Origin of the sequence: Luteimonas abyssi, assembly GCF_001482195.1 — a bacterium.
Lineage (GTDB): Bacteria > Pseudomonadota > Gammaproteobacteria > Xanthomonadales > Xanthomonadaceae > Luteimonas > Luteimonas abyssi.
The window spans coordinates 1,102,864-1,123,063 of the sequence record NZ_KQ759763.1; the positions used below are offsets into that span (position 1 = coordinate 1,102,864).

The following is a 20,200-nucleotide window of genomic DNA, read 5'->3' on the forward strand; positions in this document are numbered from 1 at the left end:
GCGGGGACGTACATCGCACGCCGCTGGCGGGCAGGCCGGTTGGCACGCCGCGCCACATCGTGCAGGGCATCGGCTACGGCCGGGGGCCGCGCACTGGGACTGAGCCGACCTCGCCTCAGGTCTGGGTACGGTCCCGGCCGAGCGCGTGCGCGCCGCGCAGCAGCATGCGGATCATCTGCGCGAGTTCGTCGACCAGGGTGGCGTCGCGCTCGGGCGGCGAGTCCAGCGCGGTGCCGCCCATGGCGAACACCAACCGGGTGATGGCGCGCGCGACCAGGGCCGGCTCGTGGAAGGTGATGCCCTGTGCGCTGGCGATGCGGATCAGGTCGATGCGCAGTTCTTCCTCGAAGAAGTGCAACTGCCGGTCGACCGCGCGCTTGAAGCCGTCGGAACCGACGGTGCCTTCGCGCAGCAGCAGGTGCAGCAGCTTGTCGTCGGCACGCAGCCGCGCCATGAAGGTCTCCAGCGAGCCGCGCACGATGCTGCGTCCGGACACCGCGCGCCGACGGGCGTCGCCGATGATCCGGCGCAGGGATTCGCCGGCCATGTCGATCAAGGCGATCGCCAGCTCGTCCATGTCGTGAAACTGGCGGTAGAAGCTGTTGGGCGCGATGCCGGCCTCGCGCGCCACCTCGCGCAGGCTCAGGGTGGACACGCTGCGGTGTGGCCCGATCAGGCGCAGGGCGGCGGCGAGCAGGTCGTCACGGGTGATGGTCGGCTTGCGGCCGGGGCCCTCGTGGACGGCGGTCTCGTCGCTGGCGGATGCGGGCGTGCTGACGGTCAAGGAGGCGGATCGGATCGGGCGAGGCACGAGCATAACAGTGCATCGGCAGGTGGCTTCGGGCTTCGCGGGGCCCGAGCGCTGCGCCGCGCTCGCAAAGCGTGTCGGGCGCAGGTCGACCGCGGGCGTACCTGGATGTGCGGCTGAACGGTGCCGTGTCGCGCCGCAGCATTTAATGTACACGTGTATGCACGGCTGTGCGGATGGGTGTACAGTCGCGTCCCATGTCAGCCGTCCCTCCCTTGCAGACCCCGCGACGCAGCCGCCTGCGTCGGGTTGCCGGCGCCTTCGTGACGCCGCCGGTATTCGATTTCTGGGCCCAGCGCCTGCACCCGACCTGGAGCTGGGAGCGACCGCTGGCCCGCATCGTGGGCCATGCGCCCGCCGCGACCGGCGCGGTCACCCTGACCTTGAAGCCGAACCGCCACTGGGCGGGGGCGCTGCCGGGCCAGCACGTGAACCTCACCGCGGTCATCGACGGTATCCACGTGACCCGCAGCTACAGCCTGGACGCGCCGGTGGGCGCGGACGGCCGGTTGACGGTCACGGTGAAAGGGATCGATGGCGGCCGGATGAGCCGCTATTTGCTGGATCCCGCACGCCGCGGCGATGTGCTCGACATCGGTCCCGGTTTCGGCGACCTGGTGCTTCCCGCCACGCAGACCGCACCCTGGCTGTTCCTGGCCGGCGGCAGCGGTATCACCCCGCTGATGGCGCTCGTCCGGGAGCTGGCCGGGCAGGGCATGCCGGTCCCGCTGACCCTGTTGTACTGGGCGCGGACGCGCGCGGAGTTCTGCTTCGCCGACGAGTTGCGCGCATTGGCCGCCGCGCACCCGCGCTTCGATGTGCGCTTCGTGCTGACCGGCGAGGCGCCTGCGGCTATCGATGAGGCGGGCGGTCGCATCGAGGCCGCGCATCTGGCGGCGCTGGTGCCTGATCTCCCGACGCGTCATGTGTATGCCTGCGGTCCGGGTGGTTTCGTCGCCGCAGCCGAGGCGTTGTTGAACGACCGCGTCGCGCGACTGGCCACCGAGGCGTTCACCCCGGTGCCGCGCCCGGCCCTCGACGACGCCGGCACCGTATCGGTGCGACTCGCGCGCAGCGGTCGGGATCTGCAACTGCCGCGCGGCGTATCGCTGCTGGCCGCGCTGGAAGCCGAAGGTCTGAAGCCCAAGTCCGGCTGCCGCATGGGCATCTGCAATACCTGCGCCTGCACCAAGCCCGCCGGTGCCACCCGCGACCTGCGCACCGGCACCGCCCACGACGAACCCACGCGCGCGCTGAAGCTGTGCATCAACAGTGCAGTGACCGATCTCGTTCTCGATCTCTGATTCCGGAATCCCGATGTCCAAGAAGAACGCACGGCGCCTGAGCGCCCAGGAACTCGACGCCTTCGGTGCCGAACTCGATGCGCTGCACACGCGCACGATGGCGCAGGTGGGCAAGGCGGACGCCGACTACATCCGCAAGGTGTTGCGCTGGGTGCGCTACACCGGCTTCGGGGGACGCCTGTTGCTGATGGTCGGCGCCATCGGCGGCGCGTTCGTGCCGTGGCTGCTGTGGCCGGCGTGCCTGCTGGGCGTGTTGTTGCTGGCGTTGTCGAAGATCATGGAGAACATGGAAGTCGGTCACAACGTGATCCATGGCCAGTACGACTTCATGAACGACCCGCAGTTCGACAGCCGGACCTACGAGTGGGACATCGTGGCGACGTCGGACAACTGGAAGCATTCGCACAACTACCGCCACCACACCTACACCAACGTGCGCGGCATGGACGACGACATCGGCTACGGCCTGCTGCGCATTTTCCCCGAGCAGCGCTGGAAGCCGTATCACCTGACCCAGCCGCTGATCGTCCCGGTGTTCGCGTTGTTGTTCCAGTGGGGCGTGGCGATCCAGGAGCTCAAGCTCGGGCGCTTCTTCGCCGGCAAGATGCCGCGCGCGAAGATGAAGCGCGACTTCGCACCGGTGGGCCGCAAGATGGGCCGCCAGTTGCTGAAGGACTACGTGTTGTTCCCGGCGCTGGCCGGCCCCTGGTTCCTGCCGGTGCTGCTGGGCAACCTGGCCGCCAACGGCATCCGCAACGTGTGGACGTTCGTGGTGATCTTCTGCGGCCACTTCACCGTCGACAGCGAGGTGTTCCCGAAGCAGTGCCTGCGCGACGAGTCGCGCGGCCACTGGTATCTGCGCCAGTTGCGTGGGTCGTCGAACATCGGTGGCGGCAAGGTGATGAACCTGCTGACCGGTAATCTGAGCCATCAGATCGAGCATCATTTCTTCCCGGACGTCCCGGCGCATCGCTACGGCGCGTTGTCGAAGGAGGTGCGCGCCATCTGCGCGCGGTACGGGCAGCGTTACGACGTGGGATCGTTGCCGCGGCAGTTCGGTGAGGTGTTGTGGCGGATCACGCGGCACGCGTTCCCGTCGCGTCCGAAGCGGGTGGCGCCGGAGGCGCTGCCGCAGCAGGCCTGAGGGCCCGGCCCGGGGAACCGGGCCCTCCGCAGCGCTGTATCGAGCCGCTGCGCCAACGGGCGCGGCGCACTCTTGTGTGGCTCTGCTGTCGCTTCAGATCTTGCCCTTGCCCCTGTTCTTGCTTTGGATCTGGATCTTGATCTTCGAGCCGTAAAGCGAGCCGAGCATCGCAGGACGGCGGGGCCGGAGAGCTGCCCATGTCTGAGCGCAGCGAGTTTGGGCAGCGTGCCCCGTCGTCCGAGAAGCGCAGGGGACCGGCGCGGCGCAGCCGTGCCGGCTCGCGTCCGGCGAAAGCGATTTTGCTTACTTTTGTCGCGACAAAAGTGAGTCGCGCTTCAGCGCGAAAGCTGTTGATCTTGATGTTGCCTTGTTCTCGTGCGCGCGCGTCATCGCATGCTGCAGAGAGAGCAAAGGGCACACGCGGGATCAAGAGCGGTTTCGCACGCTGCCGCGCGCGAGTTCCTTTTTGCAGGACCAAAAAGGAACCAAAAAGTCCTTTCGCCGGACGCGAGCCGGCACGGCTGCGCCGCGCCGGTCCCCTGCGCGCCTCGCCCGATGCGGCACGGCGCCCAAACTCGCTGCGCTCAAACATGGGCGCCCCCTCGGCCGCATCTGGCTCCGGTGCTCGGCTCGCTTTACGGCTCGAAGATCAAGATCAAGATCAAAGGCAACGGCAACGGCAAACGGCAAACGGCAAACGGCAAGGGCCACAGCGAGGGTCCGTCCGTGATCGCGGCGGCAGCCAGCGCGAGGTGCCGGAGACGGGCTGGGCGACGCATGCCTGGTCGTCTTCGGAAGCGGCCATGGTTTCGCTCTAGTGCTGTCATGGCATGCGCAGCCGCGCGACGACCGGCCGCATCTGCCGCCGCCGACCGCGATGGTCCGCAGACATGGCGGCCGGGATAATGGTCGACGTCCCCCCCCCGGACGTTGCCCGACCCATGCCCCGTTCCAGATCCAAGCCGGCCCCCGACTCCGGTCGGAAACCCAAGCCCGCCACAGAGCAGGGGGCTTCGCGGGGCGCCGCACCGGGAGGGGGGCGTGCGGCGGCGGCACCCGCTGGTGGCGGGGCGGGGAGCGACGGATTCGTCCGCGTGCGCGGTGCGCGCGAGCACAATCTCAAGGACGTCGACGTCGACATTCCCCGCGACGCGCTGGTGGTGTTCACCGGCGTCTCCGGCTCGGGCAAGTCCTCGCTGGCGTTCGGCACCCTGTTCGCCGAGGCGCAGCGGCGATACCTGGATTCGATCTCGCCCTATGCGCGCCGCCTGATCGACCAGGCCGGGGTGCCGCAGGTCGACGCGATCGACGGGCTGCCACCGGCGGTCGCGCTGCAGCAGGCGCGCGGCACGCCGACGGCGCGTTCCTCGGTCGGCAGCCTGACCACGGTCTCCAACAGCCTCCGCATGCTGTATTCGCGTGCCGGCGATTATCCGCCTGGGCAGGCCATCATCTACGCCGACGGGTTCTCGCCCAACACGCCCGCCGGGGCGTGCCCGACCTGTCACGGGCTGGGGCGGATCTACGACGCCACCGAGGCCTCGATGGTGCCGGACCGTTCCCTGACCATCCGCGAGCGCGCCGTGGCGGCCTGGCCCGGCGCCTGGCACGGGCAGAACCAGCGCGACATCCTGACCACGCTGGGCATCGACGTCGACGTGCCGTGGTCGACGCTGCCGAAGAAGACCCGCGACTGGATCCTGTTCACCGACGAGCAGCCGGTGGTGCCGGTGTACGCCGGTTTCGACCTGACCGAAGTGCGGCAGGCACTGAAGCGGAAGACCGAACCGAGCTACATGGGTACGTTCACCAGCGCGCGGCGGCACGTGCTGCACACCTTCGCCAACACCCAGAGTCCGCAGCAGAAAAAACGCGCCGCGCACTATCTGGTCAGTGCGGACTGCCCCGAGTGCGGTGGCAAGCGGCTGCGGCGCGAGGCGCTGGCGGTGACGTTCGCCGGGCTGGACATCGCCGCGTTCTCGCAGCGACCGCTGGACGAACTGGCGGCGTTGCTGGCGCCGGCGGCGGCCGGACGCACGCATGCGAAGGCGCACCCCGAGCAGGCGTTGGCCGCGCAGCGCATCGCGCAGGATCTGCTGGCCCGCATCGCGGTGCTGCAGGATCTTGGGCTGGGATATCTGACCCTGGCCCGGTCCACCCCGACGTTGTCGCCGGGCGAGCTGCAGCGGCTACGGCTGGGTACGCAGATCCGCTCGCAGCTGTTCGGCGTGGTGTACGTGATGGACGAGCCGTCGGCAGGCCTGCACCCGGCCGATGCGCAGGCGCTGTTGCGCGCGCTGGACCAGTTGCGGGCCGCTGGAAATTCGGTGTTCGTGGTCGAGCACGAAATCGATGTGATCCGCCACGCGGACTGGATCGTCGACGTGGGCCCGGCCGCCGGCCAGCACGGCGGGCAGGTGCTCTACAGCGGGCCGCCGGCGGGCCTCGCCGAGGTGACGGCCTCGGTCACGCGTCGGTATCTGGCGGCCGATCGCGCGCCGCCGGCACGGCAGGCGCGTCGGCCCGACGGCTGGCTGCAGTTGCGCGATGTGCATCGCCACAACGTGCGCGGCCTGGACGTGGACCTGCCGCTGGGGATGTTCACGACGGTCACGGGGGTCAGCGGCTCGGGCAAATCGTCGCTGGTGAGCCAGGCGCTGGTGGAGCTGCTGGCTGCGCACCTGGGGGCGGGCCGCGACGACACGGACACGCCGCTGGACCCGCTCGAACGCGAGACAGTGGTGCCGCTGGAAGGCCGCATCGTCGGTGACCTGGAGCAGGTGCGGCGGCTGGTGCGCGTGGACCAGAAGCCGATCGGGCGCACGCCGCGCTCGAACCTGGCGACCTATACGGGTCTGTTCGATCACGTCCGCAAGCTGTTCGCGGCCACGCCTGCGGCGAAGCGTCGCCGCTACGATGCGGGGCACTTCTCCTTCAACGTCGCCAAGGGCCGCTGCGCGACCTGCGAAGGCGAGGGCTTCGTGAGCGTGGAACTGCTGTTCATGCCCAGCGTCTACGCGCCGTGCCCCACTTGCCACGGCCGCCGCTACGATGCGAAGACGCTGGCGGTCACCCTGCGCGGCAAGAGCATCGCCGACGTGCTCGAACTCACCGTTGCCGACGCTGCGGCGTTCTTCGCCGATGACGCACCGATCGCGCGGCCGCTGCAGGCGCTGGCGGAGGTCGGTCTGGGCTACCTGCGGCTGGGCCAGCCGGCCACCGAGTTCTCCGGCGGCGAGGCGCAACGGATCAAGCTGGCCACCGAACTGCAGCGCCAGCAACGGCGCGGCACCGTCTACGTGCTGGACGAGCCGACCACCGGCCTGCACCCAAGCGACGTGGACACGCTGATGCGCCAGCTGCAAGGGCTGGTGGAGGCCGGTAGCACGGTGATCGCGGTGGAGCACGATATGCGCGTGGCCGCGGCCAGCGACTGGATCGTCGACATGGGCCCGGGCGCCGGCGATGCCGGTGGACGGGTGGTGGCGGCCGGGCCTCCCGCGCAGGTGGCTGCGCAGCGCGACAGCCGTACCGCCCCTTTTCTGAAGGCGGCGCTCTGACGAGGGCCGCGCATGGACGGGGCGTCGAGCGGCTGGACGCCGGTCCTGAGAAAACGCGCGCGGACCGTTCTTTGACACCGCCGCCCGGCTCTGGTCCCATCGCCGGCTGATTCCGCCGTGGATGCCCCGATGTCGACGATCCCGCCCGCGCTGCAGGCGCTCGAAACCGAGATGACCGAATGGCGCCAGCGCATCCACGCCTGGCCCGAACTCGGTTTCGAGGAAGAGCGCACTTCCGCGCTGGTCGCCGAGGTGCTCGAGGGGCTCGGGCTCGACGTGCATCGCGGGCTCGGCGGCACCGGCGTGGTGGCGGTGATCGACAGCGGTGTGCCGGGACCGTCGATCGGTCTGCGCGCGGACATGGATGCCTTGCCGATGGACGAGCAGAGCGATCTGCCGTTTCGCTCGCAGCGCCCCGGCGTTGCCCACACCTGCGGGCACGACGGCCATACCTCGGCGCTGCTGGGCACCGCCAAGCACCTGGCGGCGCATCCGCCGGCGCGCGGCCGGGTGGTGCTGATCTTCCAGCCGGCGGAGGAAGGCGGGCGCGGCGCGATCCGGATGATCGCCGACGGGCTGTTCGAGCGATTCCCGTGCGACGAGGTGTACGCGTACCACAACATGCCGCTGCTGGGTTTCGGCGAAGCCAGCGTGCGCAGCGGGGCGACGTTGCAGTCGCTGGCGGTGTTCGAGATCGCGGTGGAGGGCGTGGGCGGGCACGCCGCCGCGCCGCACAAGGCGACCGACCCGCTGCAGGTGGCCGCGCGCCTGGCCACCGAGATCCCGGCCATCGTCGGCCGCCACATCGACCCGATGGAGGCGGCGCTGATCAACGTGGGCTCGCTGCAGGCCGGCACCACCCACAACATCATCCCGTCGTCGGCGACGCTCAGCGGCACGTTCCGCGCGCTGTCGAAGGAGGTGCACGAGGAGTTGCTGAAGCGACTGCGCGCGCTGTGCGAGGGCTATGCGGCCATCTCCGGCTGCACGGTGACGCTCGAGATCCCGCACGCGTGCCCGCCCTGCGTCAACGCGGCCGAACAGGCCGCGCTGGCGGCCGAAGCGATCGGCGAGGTGCTGGGCGTGGACAAGGTGAGGACGGACATGCGGCCGTATCCGTTCTCCGACGATTTCTCCTACATGCTCGACCAGTGGCCGGGCGCCTACCTGTTCCTGGGCATGGACAGCGCGATGTGCCACCACCCGACCTTCCGCTTCGACGATGCGCTGCTGCCGGTGGCCGCGGCGGTGTTCGACCGCATCGTGCGCAAGCGGCTGGGGTAGGGCGCTTTCGGTTCGCGGGCGAGGCAGGCCCGCGATCGTCCTCACGCCATCGGCGGGGCGTCGCCCCAGACCCTGGCGTAGGCGGGCCGTGCGTGGAACCGGCGCAACCAGTCGCGCGCATGCGGATGCCCCTCGACCGACACGCCGCAGTACAGGCTGTAGGTGATCATGCAGGCCACGATGAGGTCGGCCAGCGAATAGGCCTCGCCCAACAGCCAGGGCCGGCCTGACAGCGCGGTATCCAGGCGTCCCAGCGCCGCGTCGATGCGCCGCAGGGCCTCCGTCGCCAGCGGAGGATGGTGCAGACCGGCATCCACCATCGGGCTCCGTGCGAAGTTGAGCGCGTTGACGAGGGTGCCGTAGCTCACGTAGACCCAGGCCGTCCACGACAGCGCCGTTAGCCGTTCCGGCGTGTCCGCGGCGGGCCACAGGCCGCGCTCGACGCCGTGCCGCTCGCCCAGCCACTGCAGGATTTCCAGGGCCTCGAACAGGGGCGTCCCGTCGACGACCAGCGTCGGCACCACGCCGTGCGGATTGAGGGCGAGATAGTCGGGATGCTTCTGCTCGCCCTTGGCGAGGTCGAGCATGACCACCTCGCAGTCGAGATCGAGTTCGGCCAGCGCACAGACCACCGGCGTGGCGCTGGACATGGGTGCGGCGAAGAGTTTCAGGGACATCGAGGACCTCCTGGCGATCGGGTGCGGTGTGGATGAGGCGCACAGGCTAGGGGCCATTGCGGACAGTTTCTGTCCTGAATCCGCGACTAGACTGACGCCGTGCTCGGAACCTCCGCCCGTCTGCTGCGTCTGCTCAGCCTGCTCCAGGCCCGCCGGTTCTGGACCGGTCCGGAGCTGGCCGGGCGATTGGAGGTGACGCCGCGTACGGTGCGCAGGGATATCGAGCGTCTGCGTGGCCTGGGGTATCCGGTGCGTGCCAGCGCCGGCCCCGCGGGCGGGTACGAACTGGCTGCGGGCGCGGCGTTGCCGCCGCTGCTGCTGGAGGACGACGAGGCGCTGGCGGTCGCGCTCGGCCTGCGCCTGGCGACGACGGAGGCGGTGACGGGGCTGGACGATGCCGGCCTGCGCGCACTGGCGAAACTCGAACAGGTGCTGCCGACCCGGTTGCGCGTCCGCGTGCGCGGTCTGCATGCGGCCATGGTGCCGCTGGCGGCGGCCGGTCCCGCGGTGGATGCGGAGCACCTGGGGCTGCTGGCGGGGGCCTGCCGCGACCACGTGCGCGTCGCATTCGGCTATGCGCGCCACGACGGCGCACGCAGCGAGCGCGAGGTCGAGCCGCACGCGCTCGTGTGTTCGGGCGGTCGCTGGTATCTGCTGGCCTGGGACCGTGTGCGCGACGACTGGCGGACGTTCCGCATCGATCGCATCCTGGGGGCATCGCGCACCGGTGTGCGCTTCCTGCCGCGACCGGTGCCGGGGAACGATCCGGCGGCCTATGTGTCGCGCGCGGTCGCGTCCGATGTCTACCCGCTGCGTGCCCGCATCGTGCTGCACGCCCCCCTGTCGCGCATGGCCGAAAGGATCCCGCCTCTGGCCGGGCGGCTCACCCGCCTGGACGACACGCGCTGTCTGCTGGAAGCCGGTGCGCGCGCGCCCGACATGCTGCTCGTGCATGTGGCGGCGCTGGGGGTGGCGTTCGACGTGATCGAACCGCCCGCATTGGTGGCGTGCCTGCGCGCGCTGACGGCGAGGCTGGTGGACGCCGAGACGCGCACGCGTGCAGCCGTCGACAAGGCGCCGGCCTGACAGGCCGCTCGCCTACAGGAGGCGATGTTCGGCGCGCACCGTATCCAGCAGGAAACGCACCACCCGCTCGCCTTCGCCACGCGCGACCAGCTGGTGCGCGGTGGCACCGCCGCAGGTGGCGATGGGGTCGCCGAGATACCAGGTCTTGATCTCGCTGCCCTCGACGCCGAGCTGGCGGGCGATGCAGAGGATCAGCTGCCGGATGTCGGACTGGGATGCGGTCGATGCTGGTGCGCTCATGAGTGGCTCTCCGCGGAGGAAAAAGTGACCACGAACCGCGCGCCTTCGTTCTGGCTGGACGGGGCGATGCGGATGTCCCAGCCCAGCGCGTGGCAGATTTCCCGGCAGATCGCGAGCCCGAGCCCGGCACCGCCGGTCGGCGCCTGCTCGCCGCGCCGGAAGCGTTCGAACAGATGCGCACGTCCGGTCTCGGGAATGCCCGGGCCGTCGTCGACGACCTGGAAGCCGTGCGGGCCCAGATGCAGCACCACCTTGCCGCCGGCGGGCGTGTGCTGGACGGCGTTTTCCAGCAGGTTCTTGATCAGCATGAAGACCGCGCCGGCGTCGGCCTCGACCTTCGCGTCGTGGGCGTCGTCGTCGATCTCGAGTTGCAGGTGCACATTGCGGCGATCGGCGACGCGCGTGAGGTAGTCCACCGCGTCCGAGGCGGCCTCGTGCATCGCGATCTGCGAGAAGCGGTAGTTGTGACCTTCGCTGGCTTCGGCCAGATGCAGCAGCTGGTTCACCTGGCGCGCCATCATGGCGATGTCGCGCAGGACCGCCTCGCGGTCGGGGGTGCCCAGTTCGATCTCGGCCTGCAGCAGCGACAGCGGTGTCTTGAGTTCGTGCGCGGCGGTGGCCAGGAAGTCCTGCTGGATGCGGAAGCCCTGTTCCAGCCGTGCCAGCGCGGCGTTGAGGGTGTCGATCATCGGCTGCAGCTCGCTGGGCATTTCGTCCACGTGCAGTCGCGCCGAAAGATTGCGCGGGCCGATACCGGCGGCGACGGTGGAGGCGCGGCGCAGCGGTTGCACCAGGCGCCGCGTGGTGAGGAAGGCGACGACGGCGAACGTCACCAGCGCCAGCACCACGGCGACGGAGCCCGCGCGCAGGTACAGCTTGCTGGCGTAATGCTGGAGTGCGGTGACCAGGCGCTCGCTGCGCACGACCTCGATCAGGTAGGGCTGGCCGTCGCGGATCACCGTGCGCCGTTCCAGGCGTAACACCAGCGCCTGCTCACCGTTGGGGACATGGACCGTGTCGGCACCCGGCGGCGCGGCGCGCAGCGCCTCCAGGGCCGGGCTTTCGAGGCTTTCCAGAACGGCCGCGCCGCGCGCATCGGTCACCCGGTAGGCGGCGTCCTTGGGCATCCCGTCGTAGGAGTTGGCGTTATGGCTCTTGAGCTCGAGCTGCGGCCGGCCATCGGCGTCGAGGGTGAAGGTGCGGTCGATGTCGTCGATCTGGTCGATGACCTCCGAGCGCATGATGTAGTCCGAGGGCGTGGGCCAGACCAGCAGGCAGAGGCTCAACGCCACCGCCAGCGCCGTCAGCAGACCGGTCATGGCCGACAGCATCATGCGGCCGAACAGGCTGCGCGGCATCCGCATCATGTGGGGCTGTCCTGCAGCGCGTAGCCCTGGCCGCGCAGGTTGACGAGGGTGGGGTTGGCGCAGATCGCGGCGAGCTTCTTGCGCAGGCGGTGCAGGGCGACATCGAGCGCGTTGGGCGTGACCGCTTCGCCGAGGCCCCAGGCGGCCTGTTCGAGCACTTGCCGGCGCACGGTCCGGCCGTTCGCACGCACGAGACAGATCATGATCTGCAGCTCGGCCGGTGCCAGGGAAACGGTGTCGTCGCCGCAACGCATGCTGCCGGCTTCGGGGGCCACCTGCAGTCCCGCGTACTCGAGCAGCGAGTCGCGCAGGGTGGGCGGACGGCGCATGAGGGCGCGTACACGGGCCAGCAGTTCCTCCAGGGCGAAGGGCTTGGTGAGGTAATCGTCGGCACCGGCTTCGAGCCCGTCGACGCGATCGCGCAGGGCGTCGCGGGCCGTCAGCATCAGGCACGGCACGCGGTGACCGTTGGTGCGCAGGCGACGGACGAGCTCCAGGCCGTCGCCACCGGGCAGGCCGCGGTCGACGATCACCGCCGCGTACGGATGTTCGATCAGCGGCCGCCACGCGGATTCGGCGTCGGGGAACACGTCCACGGCGATACCGGCGGCCGCCAGCCCGCGCTCCACCAGCGTGGCGAGGCGGGCGTGGTCTTCGACCAGGGCGATGCGGTTCATGGCGGACATCGTGGGGGAAACCCGGGCAGACGGCGAGCAGTGTGCGCGCCGGCCGCCTGGGCGGATCCTCAGAATCGGCGGCTGATGCCGATCAGCAGGCGGGCGGCGCCGTCGCTGTCGGGCTCGAGCAGCGGGCTGTCGGTGATCTCGGACGGCAGGAAGTCGTAGCCGATGTCGCCGATCAACGTCCAGTTCGCGCGGAGCGGCCTCACGACACCCACGCTGACACGTGGCACCACGGCCGAGCCGGGCCGATAGACGGGGGCACCGCGGGCGACTTCGGAATCCAGGGTGCCGTAGTAGTAGCCGACCAGGTCGCTGGACATCCAGCGTGCGCCCACGCCGGGTTCGATGATGTTGCCGCCCCAGCGGATCGGATAGCTGTAATGCAGCGAAGCTTCCTGGCCGTCGCTGGTGTCGGTGATGTCGGCCAGCAGACGCAGACGGACCCGGCCGGGCGTGCCGACCCATTCGGCCGAGAAACCAGCATCGACGCCGTCGTGGCGGTTTTCCAGGTGGGCCGCATCGACGCCGTTGGCGGCGAGATCGGCGGTGCTCAGGTCGTCGATGTCGAAGCCGTCCAGGCGGCCGGCGACGATCGCGCTGATCTTGATGTTGTCGCGGTTGATCAGGTGGTAGCCGGCGGTGATGCCCTGGAAAAAGAAGCGTTCGCCTTCGTAGCTGATCAGCGGGATCGGCCGGTAGCGGGTGCCTTCGCCCGCGTAGGGACTGTCGATGATGCCGGCGCCGACGCCGATGCTCCAGCCGTCGGCGCGACGTTCTGCGGGAGGCTGTGCGCCGGTGGGAACGGGACTCTGGGCGAAGGCGGCGCAGGGCAGGGCGAGCAGCAGCAGGGTCGACAGTCGGCGCATGGGGGAGGGTCGCGTGTGGTTGTGGGAGGTATGCAGCCTGCGAGGCGGGTCCTTACGAAGCACTTACGGCGGGTTCATGGGCGGAGGGCTGACGGGCCGGGCGCCGTGCAGCGCCGCGACCGGTGCCGTGCGTGACTGGATTCAGGATCGGAGCGCGTGGGGTCTCGCATCGTGCGACGACCGGGTGTACAAATGTACACCTCCGGCCGCCCGGCCTGCTTGCTGCGATCGCCATGTCCGATGATTTGCCACCTCGCCGCGCCGCCGTTCTCGCGTTCCTGCGCGAGCGCGCCGCGCAGGGCATGCCGCCGAGCCTGGCCGAGATCGCCGGGCAGTTCGGCTTCGCCTCGCGCAGCGCCGCACGCAAGCACGTACAGGCGTTGGCCGAGGCCGGGTTGATCGAGCACGACGCCGGCAGTGCGCGCGGCATCCGCCTGAGCGCACGCGAGCGGCCTGACCTGGTGGCGTTGCCGGTCCTGGGGCGGGTGGCGGCGGGCGTGCCGATCGGCGCCGACATCGGCCTGGACCAGCAGTTGTGGCTGGACCGGGGGCTGTTCGCCCTGCGGCCGGATTACCTGCTGCGGGTGCAGGGCGATTCGATGATCGACGACGGCATCCTCGACGGCGATCTGGTCGGCGTGCACCGCAGCGCCGATGCGCGCGATGGGCAGACCGTGGTCGCGCGGCTGGAGGGCGAGCTCACCATCAAGCGCCTGGAGCGACGCCGCGACCGTCTGCGCCTGTTGCCGCGCAACCCGGCCCATCGGCCGATCGTAGTGCCCGTCGGTGCGGATTTCGCCATCGAAGGGTTGTTCTGCGGCCTCGTCAGGCAGGGCTGAGGGGATGCGCTGCCCGTCTTCAATGGCCAGTCGCCTGCGTGGTCGTCACGGCAACCGGGAGAACATCCACCCGCAACCGGCGATGCGGCACGGGTGGTCGGGCGGTGGTCTCGTCGGCCATGCAGCCGGCCATGCCGTGACGGGTCGGGCCGCGTCAGTGTCCGTATCAGTGGATGCCGCCAGTACCGCGGTTGACGATGGGACGGCAGGGCGTGGGTGAGGTCCTGGCCCTCGACGCCTTGCTGGCGGCACGCACGGTGTGGCCTGCAGGCAAGAGTGCCGCACGGGTAGCCGATGGCGAGCCCACCGGGCATGCCGCGCTGGATGCGGTGTTGCCGCAGGGCGGCTGGCCGCGTCGCGCGTTGAGCGAATTGCTGTTGCCCGCCGACGGTGTCGGCGAGCTGGAACTGCTGTGGCCGGTCTTGGCGCGTCTCACCGCCGCTGCCAGCCCGGTGGTGCTGGTGGCGCCGCCGTACGTGCCGTATGCACCGGCCTGGCAAGCGGCGGGGGTGGATCTGGCCTGGCTGCAGGTGGTGGAGGCGACCCCGCGCGATGCGTTGTGGGCGTTCGAGCAGTGCCTGCGCTCGGGTGCGTGCGCGGCGGTGGTGGGGTGGCCGCGCACGGCCGATGCGCGCGCTTTGCGCCGGTTGCAGGTTGCGGCCGACAGCGGCAATTGCTGCGCTTTCGCAGTGCGCGACCGCCGTCATGCGGCCAATCCGTCGCCGGCGGCCTTGCGCATGGAATGGACGGCCGGAGCGTGGCATGTACGCAAATGCCGTGGCGGGCAGGTGCCGCCACAAGCGCTGCACCTGCCCGTTTCGGCATCCGCTGCGCGGTCGGCGCATTGAGGCCTTGGCGATGCTCTGGGCCTGCATCCTGTTGCCGAGGCTGGCGCTCGACGCCGTCCTGCGTCGTTGCCCGGATCCCGACGCGCCGCTGGCACTGGTGACCGGGCCGGCGCAGCTGCGCAGCCTGCATGCGGTCAATGACGCGGCGGCAACCGGCGGCCTGCGCCCGGGCCTGCGATTGGCCGCCGCCCAGGCGTTGTTCCCGGGCTTCGCGATGGTCGATCACGATCCCGCCCGCGATGTCGCGGCCCAGCGATTCCTCGCCGCCTGGGCCTACCGTCACAGTTCGCTGGTCAGTACGGCCTGGCCGGGCGCGATCGTGCTGGAGGCACGGGCGAGCTTCCGGTTGCTCGGCCCGTGGCCGCGCTTCGAACGTCGCCTGCGGGACGAACTGGAGGCCCTGGGGTTTCGCCACCGCATCGCGCTGGCGCCCACGCCGCGTGCGGCGCGGGTTCTGGCCGGGCTGCGTGACGGCTTCGCGCTGACCGATATCGGCGCGCTGGCACGTGCGCTCGATCCGGTGCCGGTGCGCCGCGCCGCCTTGCCCGACGACCTGGGCGAACGCCTGCAGCGGATGGGCGTTCGCACGTTGGGCACCTTGCGCGGGCTGCCCGCCGCCACGTTGCGGCGTCGCTTCGGTGCGCCGTTGCTCGATCACCTGCAGCGGCTCTACGGAGAAGTCGACGACCCGTTGCCCTGGTATGCGCCGCCGGACCGCTTCGATGCGCGCATCGAGATGGGCTACGAGGTGGAGAGCCACATGGCGTTGCTGTTTCCGCTGCGACGGATGATCGGCGACCTGTGCACCGCGCTGTCGATCCGCGACGGCGGCGTACAGCGTTTCGAACTGCAGCTCGAACATGAGCACGGGCACACGACGGTGGAGGTCGGCCTGCTGGCGCCCGAGCGCGATTCCGCCTTGCTGTTCGAGGTGGCGCGCAGCCGGCTGGAGCGGGTGGAGATCGATCGCCCCGTGGTGGCCGTGCGGTTGTTCGCCGCCACGCTGCCGCCGTTCGTGCCAGCCAGTCGTGACCTGTTCGACCAGCGCTTGCAACAGGGCACGCCCTGGCCGCAATTGCGCGAACGCCTGCGCGGCCGGCTGGGTGATGGTGCGGTCTATCGCCTGGCGCCGGCCGGCGACCCGCGGCCGGAACGCGCCTGGTGCAAGGTAGAGGGCAATGCCGATACGGTCGACGCCGCACCGCCACGCCCGCCGCGTCCCGGCTGGCTGCTGCCGCAAGCGCTGCCGTTGCGCGACCCGAGGTTGGAGATCGTGCACGGGCCGGAGCGCCTGGAAAGCGGCTGGTGGGATGGCGACGATGTGCGTCGCGATTACTACGTGGTGCGTACCGCACAGGGACAGCACGCCTGGGCGTTCATGCCGGCGGGCGAACGCGAGGGCTGGATGCTGCACGGGTGGTTCGGATGAAGCAGATGCCCGGCCTGCTCTCCGCCTTCTTCTCCCGCATGCGGGAGAAGGTGCCCGGAGGGCGGATGAGGGCGCTTTCCAGATGAGCCATTGGCGTCCCCCGGCAGGCGTCGATCGCGACACGCCAGGCGGGCAGGTGCCGCGCGCCTGGGCGGTCGGCCAGCGCCTGCGCGAAGCGGCCAACGATGCGATCGGCGACGACGACACCCTGCCGGCCTACGCCGAGCTGCACTGCCTGTCGGACTTCTCGTTCCTGCGTGGCGCCTCCAGCGCCGAGCAACTGTTCGCACGCGCCGCACGCTGTGGCTACGAGGCGCTGGCGATCACAGACGAGTGCTCGCTGGCCGGCATCGTGCGCGCGCTGGAAGCGGCCGAGGCCACCGGCGTGCGTCTGGTGGTGGGCAGCGAGTTCCGGCTCCTGGACGGCGTCCGCTTCGTGTTGCTGGTCGAGCACGCCGCCGGCTACCGCCGGCTGTGCGCGCTGATCACCGCCGGCCGGCGCGCAGGCACGAAGGGCACCTACCGCCTCGCGCGTGCGGACGTGGAGGCGGTGTTCCCGGTGCCGGCAGCGGGAACACCGGCGGGTGGAGAGGAGCGCGACGCCTGCGGCGTGTTCGCGCTCTGGCTGCCCGACCAGACGCCGGACCCGGCGGCCGGCGCCTGGCTGCGCACGGTGTTCGGCACGCGCGCGCACCTCGCGGTTGAATTGCATCGCGAGCGCGGCGACGACGCGCGGCGGCTGCACGACCTGCTCGCGCTGGCCGATGCGCTGGGCCTGCCGGCACTGGCCTGCGGCGACGTGCACATGGCCACCCGCCGCGAGCGCATCGTGCAGGACACCCTGACCGCGATCCGCCACAACACCCCGCTGGCCGACTGTGGCGCGCATCTGTTCCGCAACGGCGAGCGCCACCTGCGCAGCCGCCGCGCGCTGGGCAACATCCACCCGCACGGCCTGCTCGAGGCGGCGGTGGCGCTGGCGCGGCGCTGCACGTTCGACCTGCGCAAGGGGCTGGACTACAGCTATCCGAAGGAACTGGTGCCCGACGGCCACACCGCGACGACATGGCTGCGGACGCTGACCGAGCGCGGCATGCGCACGCGCTGGCCCGAAGGCGCGACGGCGGCCGTGCGCGCGCAGATCGACGGCGAACTGGCGTTGATCGCGAAGAAAGGCTACGAAGCGTTCTTCCTGACCGTCCACGACGTGGTCCGGTTCGCCAAGGAACGCGGAATTCTTTGTCAGGGCCGCGGTTCCTCGGCGAATTCCGCGGTCTGCTACGCGCTGGGCATCACCGCGGTCAATCCCGACGAGACCCGCCTGCTGATGGCGCGGTTCCTGTCCGAGCATCGCGATGAGCCGCCCGACATCGACGTCGATTTCGAGCACGAACGCCGCGAGGAGGTGATCCAGTACGTCTACGCCAAGTACGGCCGCGAACGCGCCGCGCTTGCCGCCACGGTGATCAGCTACCGCGGCAAGAGCGCGGTGCGCGACGTGGCCAAGGCGTTCGGCCTGCCGCCCGACCAGATCGCGCTGCTGGCCAACTGCTACGGCTGGGGCAACGGCGAGACGCCGATGGAACAGCGCATCGAGGAGGCCGGCTTCGATCTCGCCAATCCGCTGATCCAGCGGGTGCTGCTGGTCACCGAGCAACTGCGCGACCACCCGCGCCACCTGTCGCAGCACGTGGGCGGATTCGTGATCTGCGACGGCCTGCTGGCCGACGTGGTGCCGGTGGAAAACGCCGCCATGCCCGAGCGCACCATCATCCAGTGGGACAAGGACGACCTGGAGACGATGAAGCTGCTCAAGGTCGACTGCCTGGCGCTGGGCATGCTGACCTGCATCCGCAAGACATTGGCACTCGTGCGGGACCACCGTGGCCGCGATTACGAGATCGCTACGATTCCCGGCAAGGATGACGATACCTACGCGATGATCCAGCGCGCCGACACCGTGGGCGTGTTCCAGATCGAGTCGCGTGCGCAGATGGCGATGCTGCCGCGCCTGAAGCCGAAGGAGTTCTACGATCTGGTGGTCGAAGTGGCGATCGTGCGGCCGGGGCCGATCCAGGGCGACATGGTGCATCCCTACCTGCGGCGGCGGCAGGGGCGCGAGGCCGTGGTGTACCCCAACGACGAGATCCGCGACATCCTCGCGCCCACGCTCGGCGTGCCGCTGTTCCAGGAACAGGTGATGGAACTGCTGATGAAGGCGGCCGACTACACCGACAGCGAGGCCGACAACCTGCGTCGGTCGATGGCGGCCTGGCGGCGCGGCGGCGACATGGAGCAGCACCGCGAACGGGTGCGCGAGCGCATGCTCGGCAAGCAGTACTCACCCGAATTCATCGACCAGATCTTCGAGCAGATCAAGGGCTTCGGATCCTACGGCTTCCCGCAGAGCCACGCCGCCTCGTTCGCCAAGCTGGTCTACGCCAGCTGCTGGCTCAAGCGCCACGAGCCGGCGGCGTTCGCCTGCGGTCTGCTCAACGCGCAGCCGATGGGGTTCTACTCGCCCAGCCAGATCGTGCAGGACGCGCGCCGCGGCAGCCCGGAGCGTGAAGCGGTCACGGTGCTGCCGGTGGATGTGCTGCACAGCGACGTCGACAGCACACTCGTCGGTGGCACGCCCTGGAGCGATGCGGATCGCGGCGGACAACCGGCGATCCGGCTCGGCCTGCGTCTGGTGTCGGGACTGGCCGCCGCCGCGGCCGCGCGCATCGTGGCTGCGCGCGCGCAGCGGCCGTTCGTGGACATCGCCGACCTGTGCCTGCGCGCGGACCTCGACGCCAAGGCCCGCACCGCGTTGGCCGAGGCCGATGCGTTGCGAGCGCTGGCGGGGCACCGCAACGCCGCGCGCTGGGCGGTGTCGGGCATCGAACGCCGCCTGCCGTTGCTGCCCGGCAGTCCGGACGAAGCCCCGGTGACGTTGCCGGCCCCGCGCCGCGGCGAGGAACTGCTGGCCGACTACGGCAGCACCGGCCTGACCCTGCGCGAACATCCGATGGCGCTGCTGCGACCGCAGATGACCGCGCGCCGCATCCTCGGCCTGCAGGCGCTGCGTGGGCGCCGCCACGGCAGCGGCGTGCACGTGGCCGGACTGGTCACCCAGCGCCAGCGCCCGGCCACGGCCAAGGGCACGATCTTCGTCACCCTGGAGGACGAGGCCGGGATGATCAACGTGATCGTGTGGCCGAAGCTGGCGTTGCGTCGCCGCCGTGCGTTGCTGGAGTCGCGGCTGCTCGCGGTGCGCGGGCGCTGGGAGCGGGTGGACGGGGTGGAGCACCTGATCGCCGGCGATCTCGAGGATCTCAGCGGCCTGCTCGGCGAGATGCGGCTGCCGTCTCGGGATTTCCATTGATGGCGCCCGCGGCGGATGCCCCGCCCGGCGATCCGCCGCGGGCGCGCCGCACCGGCGTCGAGGCCGTCACGGGCATCGCGACGTCAGCGGCCGGGCCCGGCGGCATGCCGCACGACCTGTTCCAGGCGCCGGTGCAGGTGCTCGACGATGCCGGCGGCGGCATTCGTTACTGGCCCGGCGTGATCGCGCCGGACGTGGCGCAGGACTTGTTCGATGCGTTGCGGGCGGACGTGGACTGGCGGTGTCTGCGCCGTCCCATGTACGACCGTGTCGTGGAGGTGCCCCGCCTGCTGGCCGCCTTCGCGGTCGATGCGCTGCCGGTGGCGTCGCCGCTGGCGACCCTGCATGCCCATGTGCAGGCGCTGGCACCGGCGCCCTACAACGCGATCGGGCTCAACCTCTATCGCGACGGTCGGGATTCCGTGGCCATGCACCACGACACCCTGCGCACGCTGGTCGCACCGTATCCGATCACGCTGGTGTCGCTGGGCGCGCCGCGCCGGATGCTCATCCGTGCCCGCGCCGGCGACCGGGCGACGATGCGGATCGTGCTGGCGCCCGGCAGCGTGTTGCGCATGAGCCATGCCTCGCAGATCACTCACGAGCACGGCATTCCCAAGACCGCGCGCGCCCAGGGTCCGCGCGTGAGCGTGGTGTTCCGGGTGCGTCCGCCGGCCCCGGGGTGAGGCGGGGCGCCA

At 70.4% G+C, this 20,200-nt stretch carries 16 protein-coding genes; 10 read left to right on the forward strand and 6 right to left on the reverse strand.

The features are described from left to right. Window positions 1-115 precede the first annotated feature (115 nt). A complete protein-coding gene (gene fabR, locus RG19_RS04550; RefSeq protein ID WP_082672468.1) occupies window positions 116-817 on the reverse strand; it encodes an HTH-type transcriptional repressor FabR in 702 nt (233 codons plus the stop codon). Window positions 818-1,005: 188 nt separating this feature from the next. On the opposite strand from fabR, the gene RG19_RS04555 reads away from it, so the two are divergent. The 4 genes from RG19_RS04555 to RG19_RS04570 all read left to right on the forward strand — a co-directional run bounded on the left by RG19_RS04555 (window position 1,006) and on the right by RG19_RS04570 (window position 8,100). Then, a complete protein-coding gene (locus tag RG19_RS04555; RefSeq protein ID WP_058834233.1) occupies window positions 1,006-2,112 on the forward strand; it encodes a ferredoxin reductase in 1,107 nt (368 codons plus the stop codon). A gap of 13 nt (window positions 2,113-2,125) precedes the next feature. Continuing rightward, the gene (locus tag RG19_RS04560; protein ID WP_058834234.1) at window positions 2,126-3,256 is read left to right on the forward strand and encodes a fatty acid desaturase family protein; all 1,131 of its coding nucleotides are present in this window, start codon (window positions 2,126-2,128) and stop codon (window positions 3,254-3,256) included. 941 nt (window positions 3,257-4,197) lie between these two features. Then, window positions 4,198-6,816: an excinuclease ABC subunit UvrA gene (locus RG19_RS04565; protein ID WP_082672471.1), complete on the forward strand. Its 2,619-nt coding sequence runs from the start codon at window positions 4,198-4,200 to the stop codon at window positions 6,814-6,816. 129 nt (window positions 6,817-6,945) lie between these two features. Next, complete coding sequence (locus RG19_RS04570) at window positions 6,946-8,100, forward strand: amidohydrolase (protein ID WP_058834236.1); 1,155 nt, start codon at window positions 6,946-6,948, stop codon at window positions 8,098-8,100. A gap of 41 nt (window positions 8,101-8,141) precedes the next feature. On the opposite strand, the gene RG19_RS04575 is transcribed toward RG19_RS04570, so the two are convergent. Then, window positions 8,142-8,777, reverse strand: a complete 636-nt coding sequence (locus RG19_RS04575) for a glutathione S-transferase family protein (RefSeq protein WP_058834237.1) — start codon at window positions 8,775-8,777, stop codon at window positions 8,142-8,144. A 99-nt stretch (window positions 8,778-8,876) separates the two neighbouring features. On the opposite strand from RG19_RS04575, the gene RG19_RS04580 reads away from it, so the two are divergent. After that, entirely contained in the window at window positions 8,877-9,863 is a 987-nt protein-coding gene (locus RG19_RS04580) for a helix-turn-helix transcriptional regulator (RefSeq protein WP_058834238.1), read from the forward strand. A gap of 12 nt (window positions 9,864-9,875) precedes the next feature. Here the strand turns inward: RG19_RS04580 and RG19_RS04585 are convergent, their stop codons facing one another. From RG19_RS04585 to RG19_RS04600, 4 genes are all read right to left on the reverse strand, one after another. Then, on the reverse strand, window positions 9,876-10,103 hold the full coding sequence (locus RG19_RS04585) for a hypothetical protein (RefSeq protein ID WP_058834239.1): 228 nt from the start codon (window positions 10,101-10,103) through the stop codon (window positions 9,876-9,878). Next, window positions 10,100-11,470 (reverse strand): sensor histidine kinase, encoded by a 1,371-nt coding sequence (locus tag RG19_RS04590; RefSeq protein WP_157515159.1) that lies wholly within the window; start codon window positions 11,468-11,470, stop codon window positions 10,100-10,102. Before RG19_RS04590 ends, RG19_RS04585 begins: the two co-directional genes overlap by 4 nt. After that, window positions 11,467-12,147, reverse strand: a complete 681-nt coding sequence (locus RG19_RS04595; RefSeq protein WP_058834241.1) for a response regulator transcription factor — start codon at window positions 12,145-12,147, stop codon at window positions 11,467-11,469. Before RG19_RS04595 ends, RG19_RS04590 begins: the two co-directional genes overlap by 4 nt. 68 nt (window positions 12,148-12,215) lie before the next feature. Continuing rightward, window positions 12,216-13,019 carry a MipA/OmpV family protein gene (locus tag RG19_RS04600; protein WP_058834242.1) on the reverse strand — a complete coding sequence of 268 codons (804 nt, stop codon included), beginning with the start codon at window positions 13,017-13,019 and terminating at the stop codon, window positions 12,216-12,218. A gap of 233 nt (window positions 13,020-13,252) precedes the next feature. Here RG19_RS04600 and lexA point away from each other — a divergent pair, with 233 nt between their 5' ends. The 5 genes from lexA to RG19_RS04625 all read left to right on the forward strand — a co-directional run bounded on the left by lexA (window position 13,253) and on the right by RG19_RS04625 (window position 20,188). Further along, on the forward strand, window positions 13,253-13,858 hold the full coding sequence (lexA, locus tag RG19_RS04605) for a transcriptional repressor LexA (protein ID WP_058834243.1): 606 nt from the start codon (window positions 13,253-13,255) through the stop codon (window positions 13,856-13,858). A gap of 173 nt (window positions 13,859-14,031) precedes the next feature. Then, window positions 14,032-14,706 (forward strand): translesion DNA synthesis-associated protein ImuA, encoded by a 675-nt coding sequence (imuA, locus tag RG19_RS04610; protein WP_058834244.1) that lies wholly within the window; start codon window positions 14,032-14,034, stop codon window positions 14,704-14,706. Between the two features lie 10 nt (window positions 14,707-14,716). Continuing rightward, entirely contained in the window at window positions 14,717-16,135 is a 1,419-nt protein-coding gene (locus RG19_RS04615; RefSeq protein WP_058834245.1) for a Y-family DNA polymerase, read from the forward strand. A gap of 82 nt (window positions 16,136-16,217) precedes the next feature. After that, the gene (locus RG19_RS04620) at window positions 16,218-19,502 is read left to right on the forward strand and encodes an error-prone DNA polymerase (protein ID WP_058834246.1); all 3,285 of its coding nucleotides are present in this window, start codon (window positions 16,218-16,220) and stop codon (window positions 19,500-19,502) included. Between the two features lie 104 nt (window positions 19,503-19,606). Further along, window positions 19,607-20,188: an alpha-ketoglutarate-dependent dioxygenase AlkB gene (locus RG19_RS04625; protein ID WP_058836408.1), complete on the forward strand. Its 582-nt coding sequence runs from the start codon at window positions 19,607-19,609 to the stop codon at window positions 20,186-20,188. The last annotated feature ends 12 nt before the right edge of the window (window positions 20,189-20,200 follow it).

Bases quoted from the DNA above. Each gene is read 5' to 3' on its own strand.
- RG19_RS04570 (WP_058834236.1), top strand. From the start codon at position 6,946: ATGTCGACGATCCCGCCCGCGCTGCAGGCGCTCGAAACCGAGATGACC.
- RG19_RS04590 (WP_157515159.1), bottom strand. From the start codon at position 11,470: ATGATGCGGATGCCGCGCAGCCTGTTCGGCCGCATGATGCTGTCGGCC.
- RG19_RS04585 (WP_058834239.1), bottom strand. From the start codon at position 10,103: ATGAGCGCACCAGCATCGACCGCATCCCAGTCCGACATCCGGCAGCTG.
- RG19_RS04575 (WP_058834237.1), bottom strand. From the start codon at position 8,777: ATGTCCCTGAAACTCTTCGCCGCACCCATGTCCAGCGCCACGCCGGTG.
- RG19_RS04620 (WP_058834246.1), top strand. From the start codon at position 16,218: ATGAGCCATTGGCGTCCCCCGGCAGGCGTCGATCGCGACACGCCAGGC.
- RG19_RS04600 (WP_058834242.1), bottom strand. From the start codon at position 13,019: ATGCGCCGACTGTCGACCCTGCTGCTGCTCGCCCTGCCCTGCGCCGCC.
- RG19_RS04565 (WP_082672471.1), top strand. From the start codon at position 4,198: ATGCCCCGTTCCAGATCCAAGCCGGCCCCCGACTCCGGTCGGAAACCC.
- RG19_RS04555 (WP_058834233.1), top strand. From the start codon at position 1,006: ATGTCAGCCGTCCCTCCCTTGCAGACCCCGCGACGCAGCCGCCTGCGT.
- RG19_RS04615 (WP_058834245.1), top strand. From the start codon at position 14,717: ATGCTCTGGGCCTGCATCCTGTTGCCGAGGCTGGCGCTCGACGCCGTC.
- RG19_RS04625 (WP_058836408.1), top strand. From the start codon at position 19,607: ATGCCGCACGACCTGTTCCAGGCGCCGGTGCAGGTGCTCGACGATGCC.
- fabR (WP_082672468.1), bottom strand. From the start codon at position 817: ATGCTCGTGCCTCGCCCGATCCGATCCGCCTCCTTGACCGTCAGCACG.
- imuA (WP_058834244.1), top strand. From the start codon at position 14,032: ATGCCGCCAGTACCGCGGTTGACGATGGGACGGCAGGGCGTGGGTGAG.
- RG19_RS04560 (WP_058834234.1), top strand. From the start codon at position 2,126: ATGTCCAAGAAGAACGCACGGCGCCTGAGCGCCCAGGAACTCGACGCC.
- RG19_RS04595 (WP_058834241.1), bottom strand. From the start codon at position 12,147: ATGAACCGCATCGCCCTGGTCGAAGACCACGCCCGCCTCGCCACGCTG.
- lexA (WP_058834243.1), top strand. From the start codon at position 13,253: ATGTCCGATGATTTGCCACCTCGCCGCGCCGCCGTTCTCGCGTTCCTG.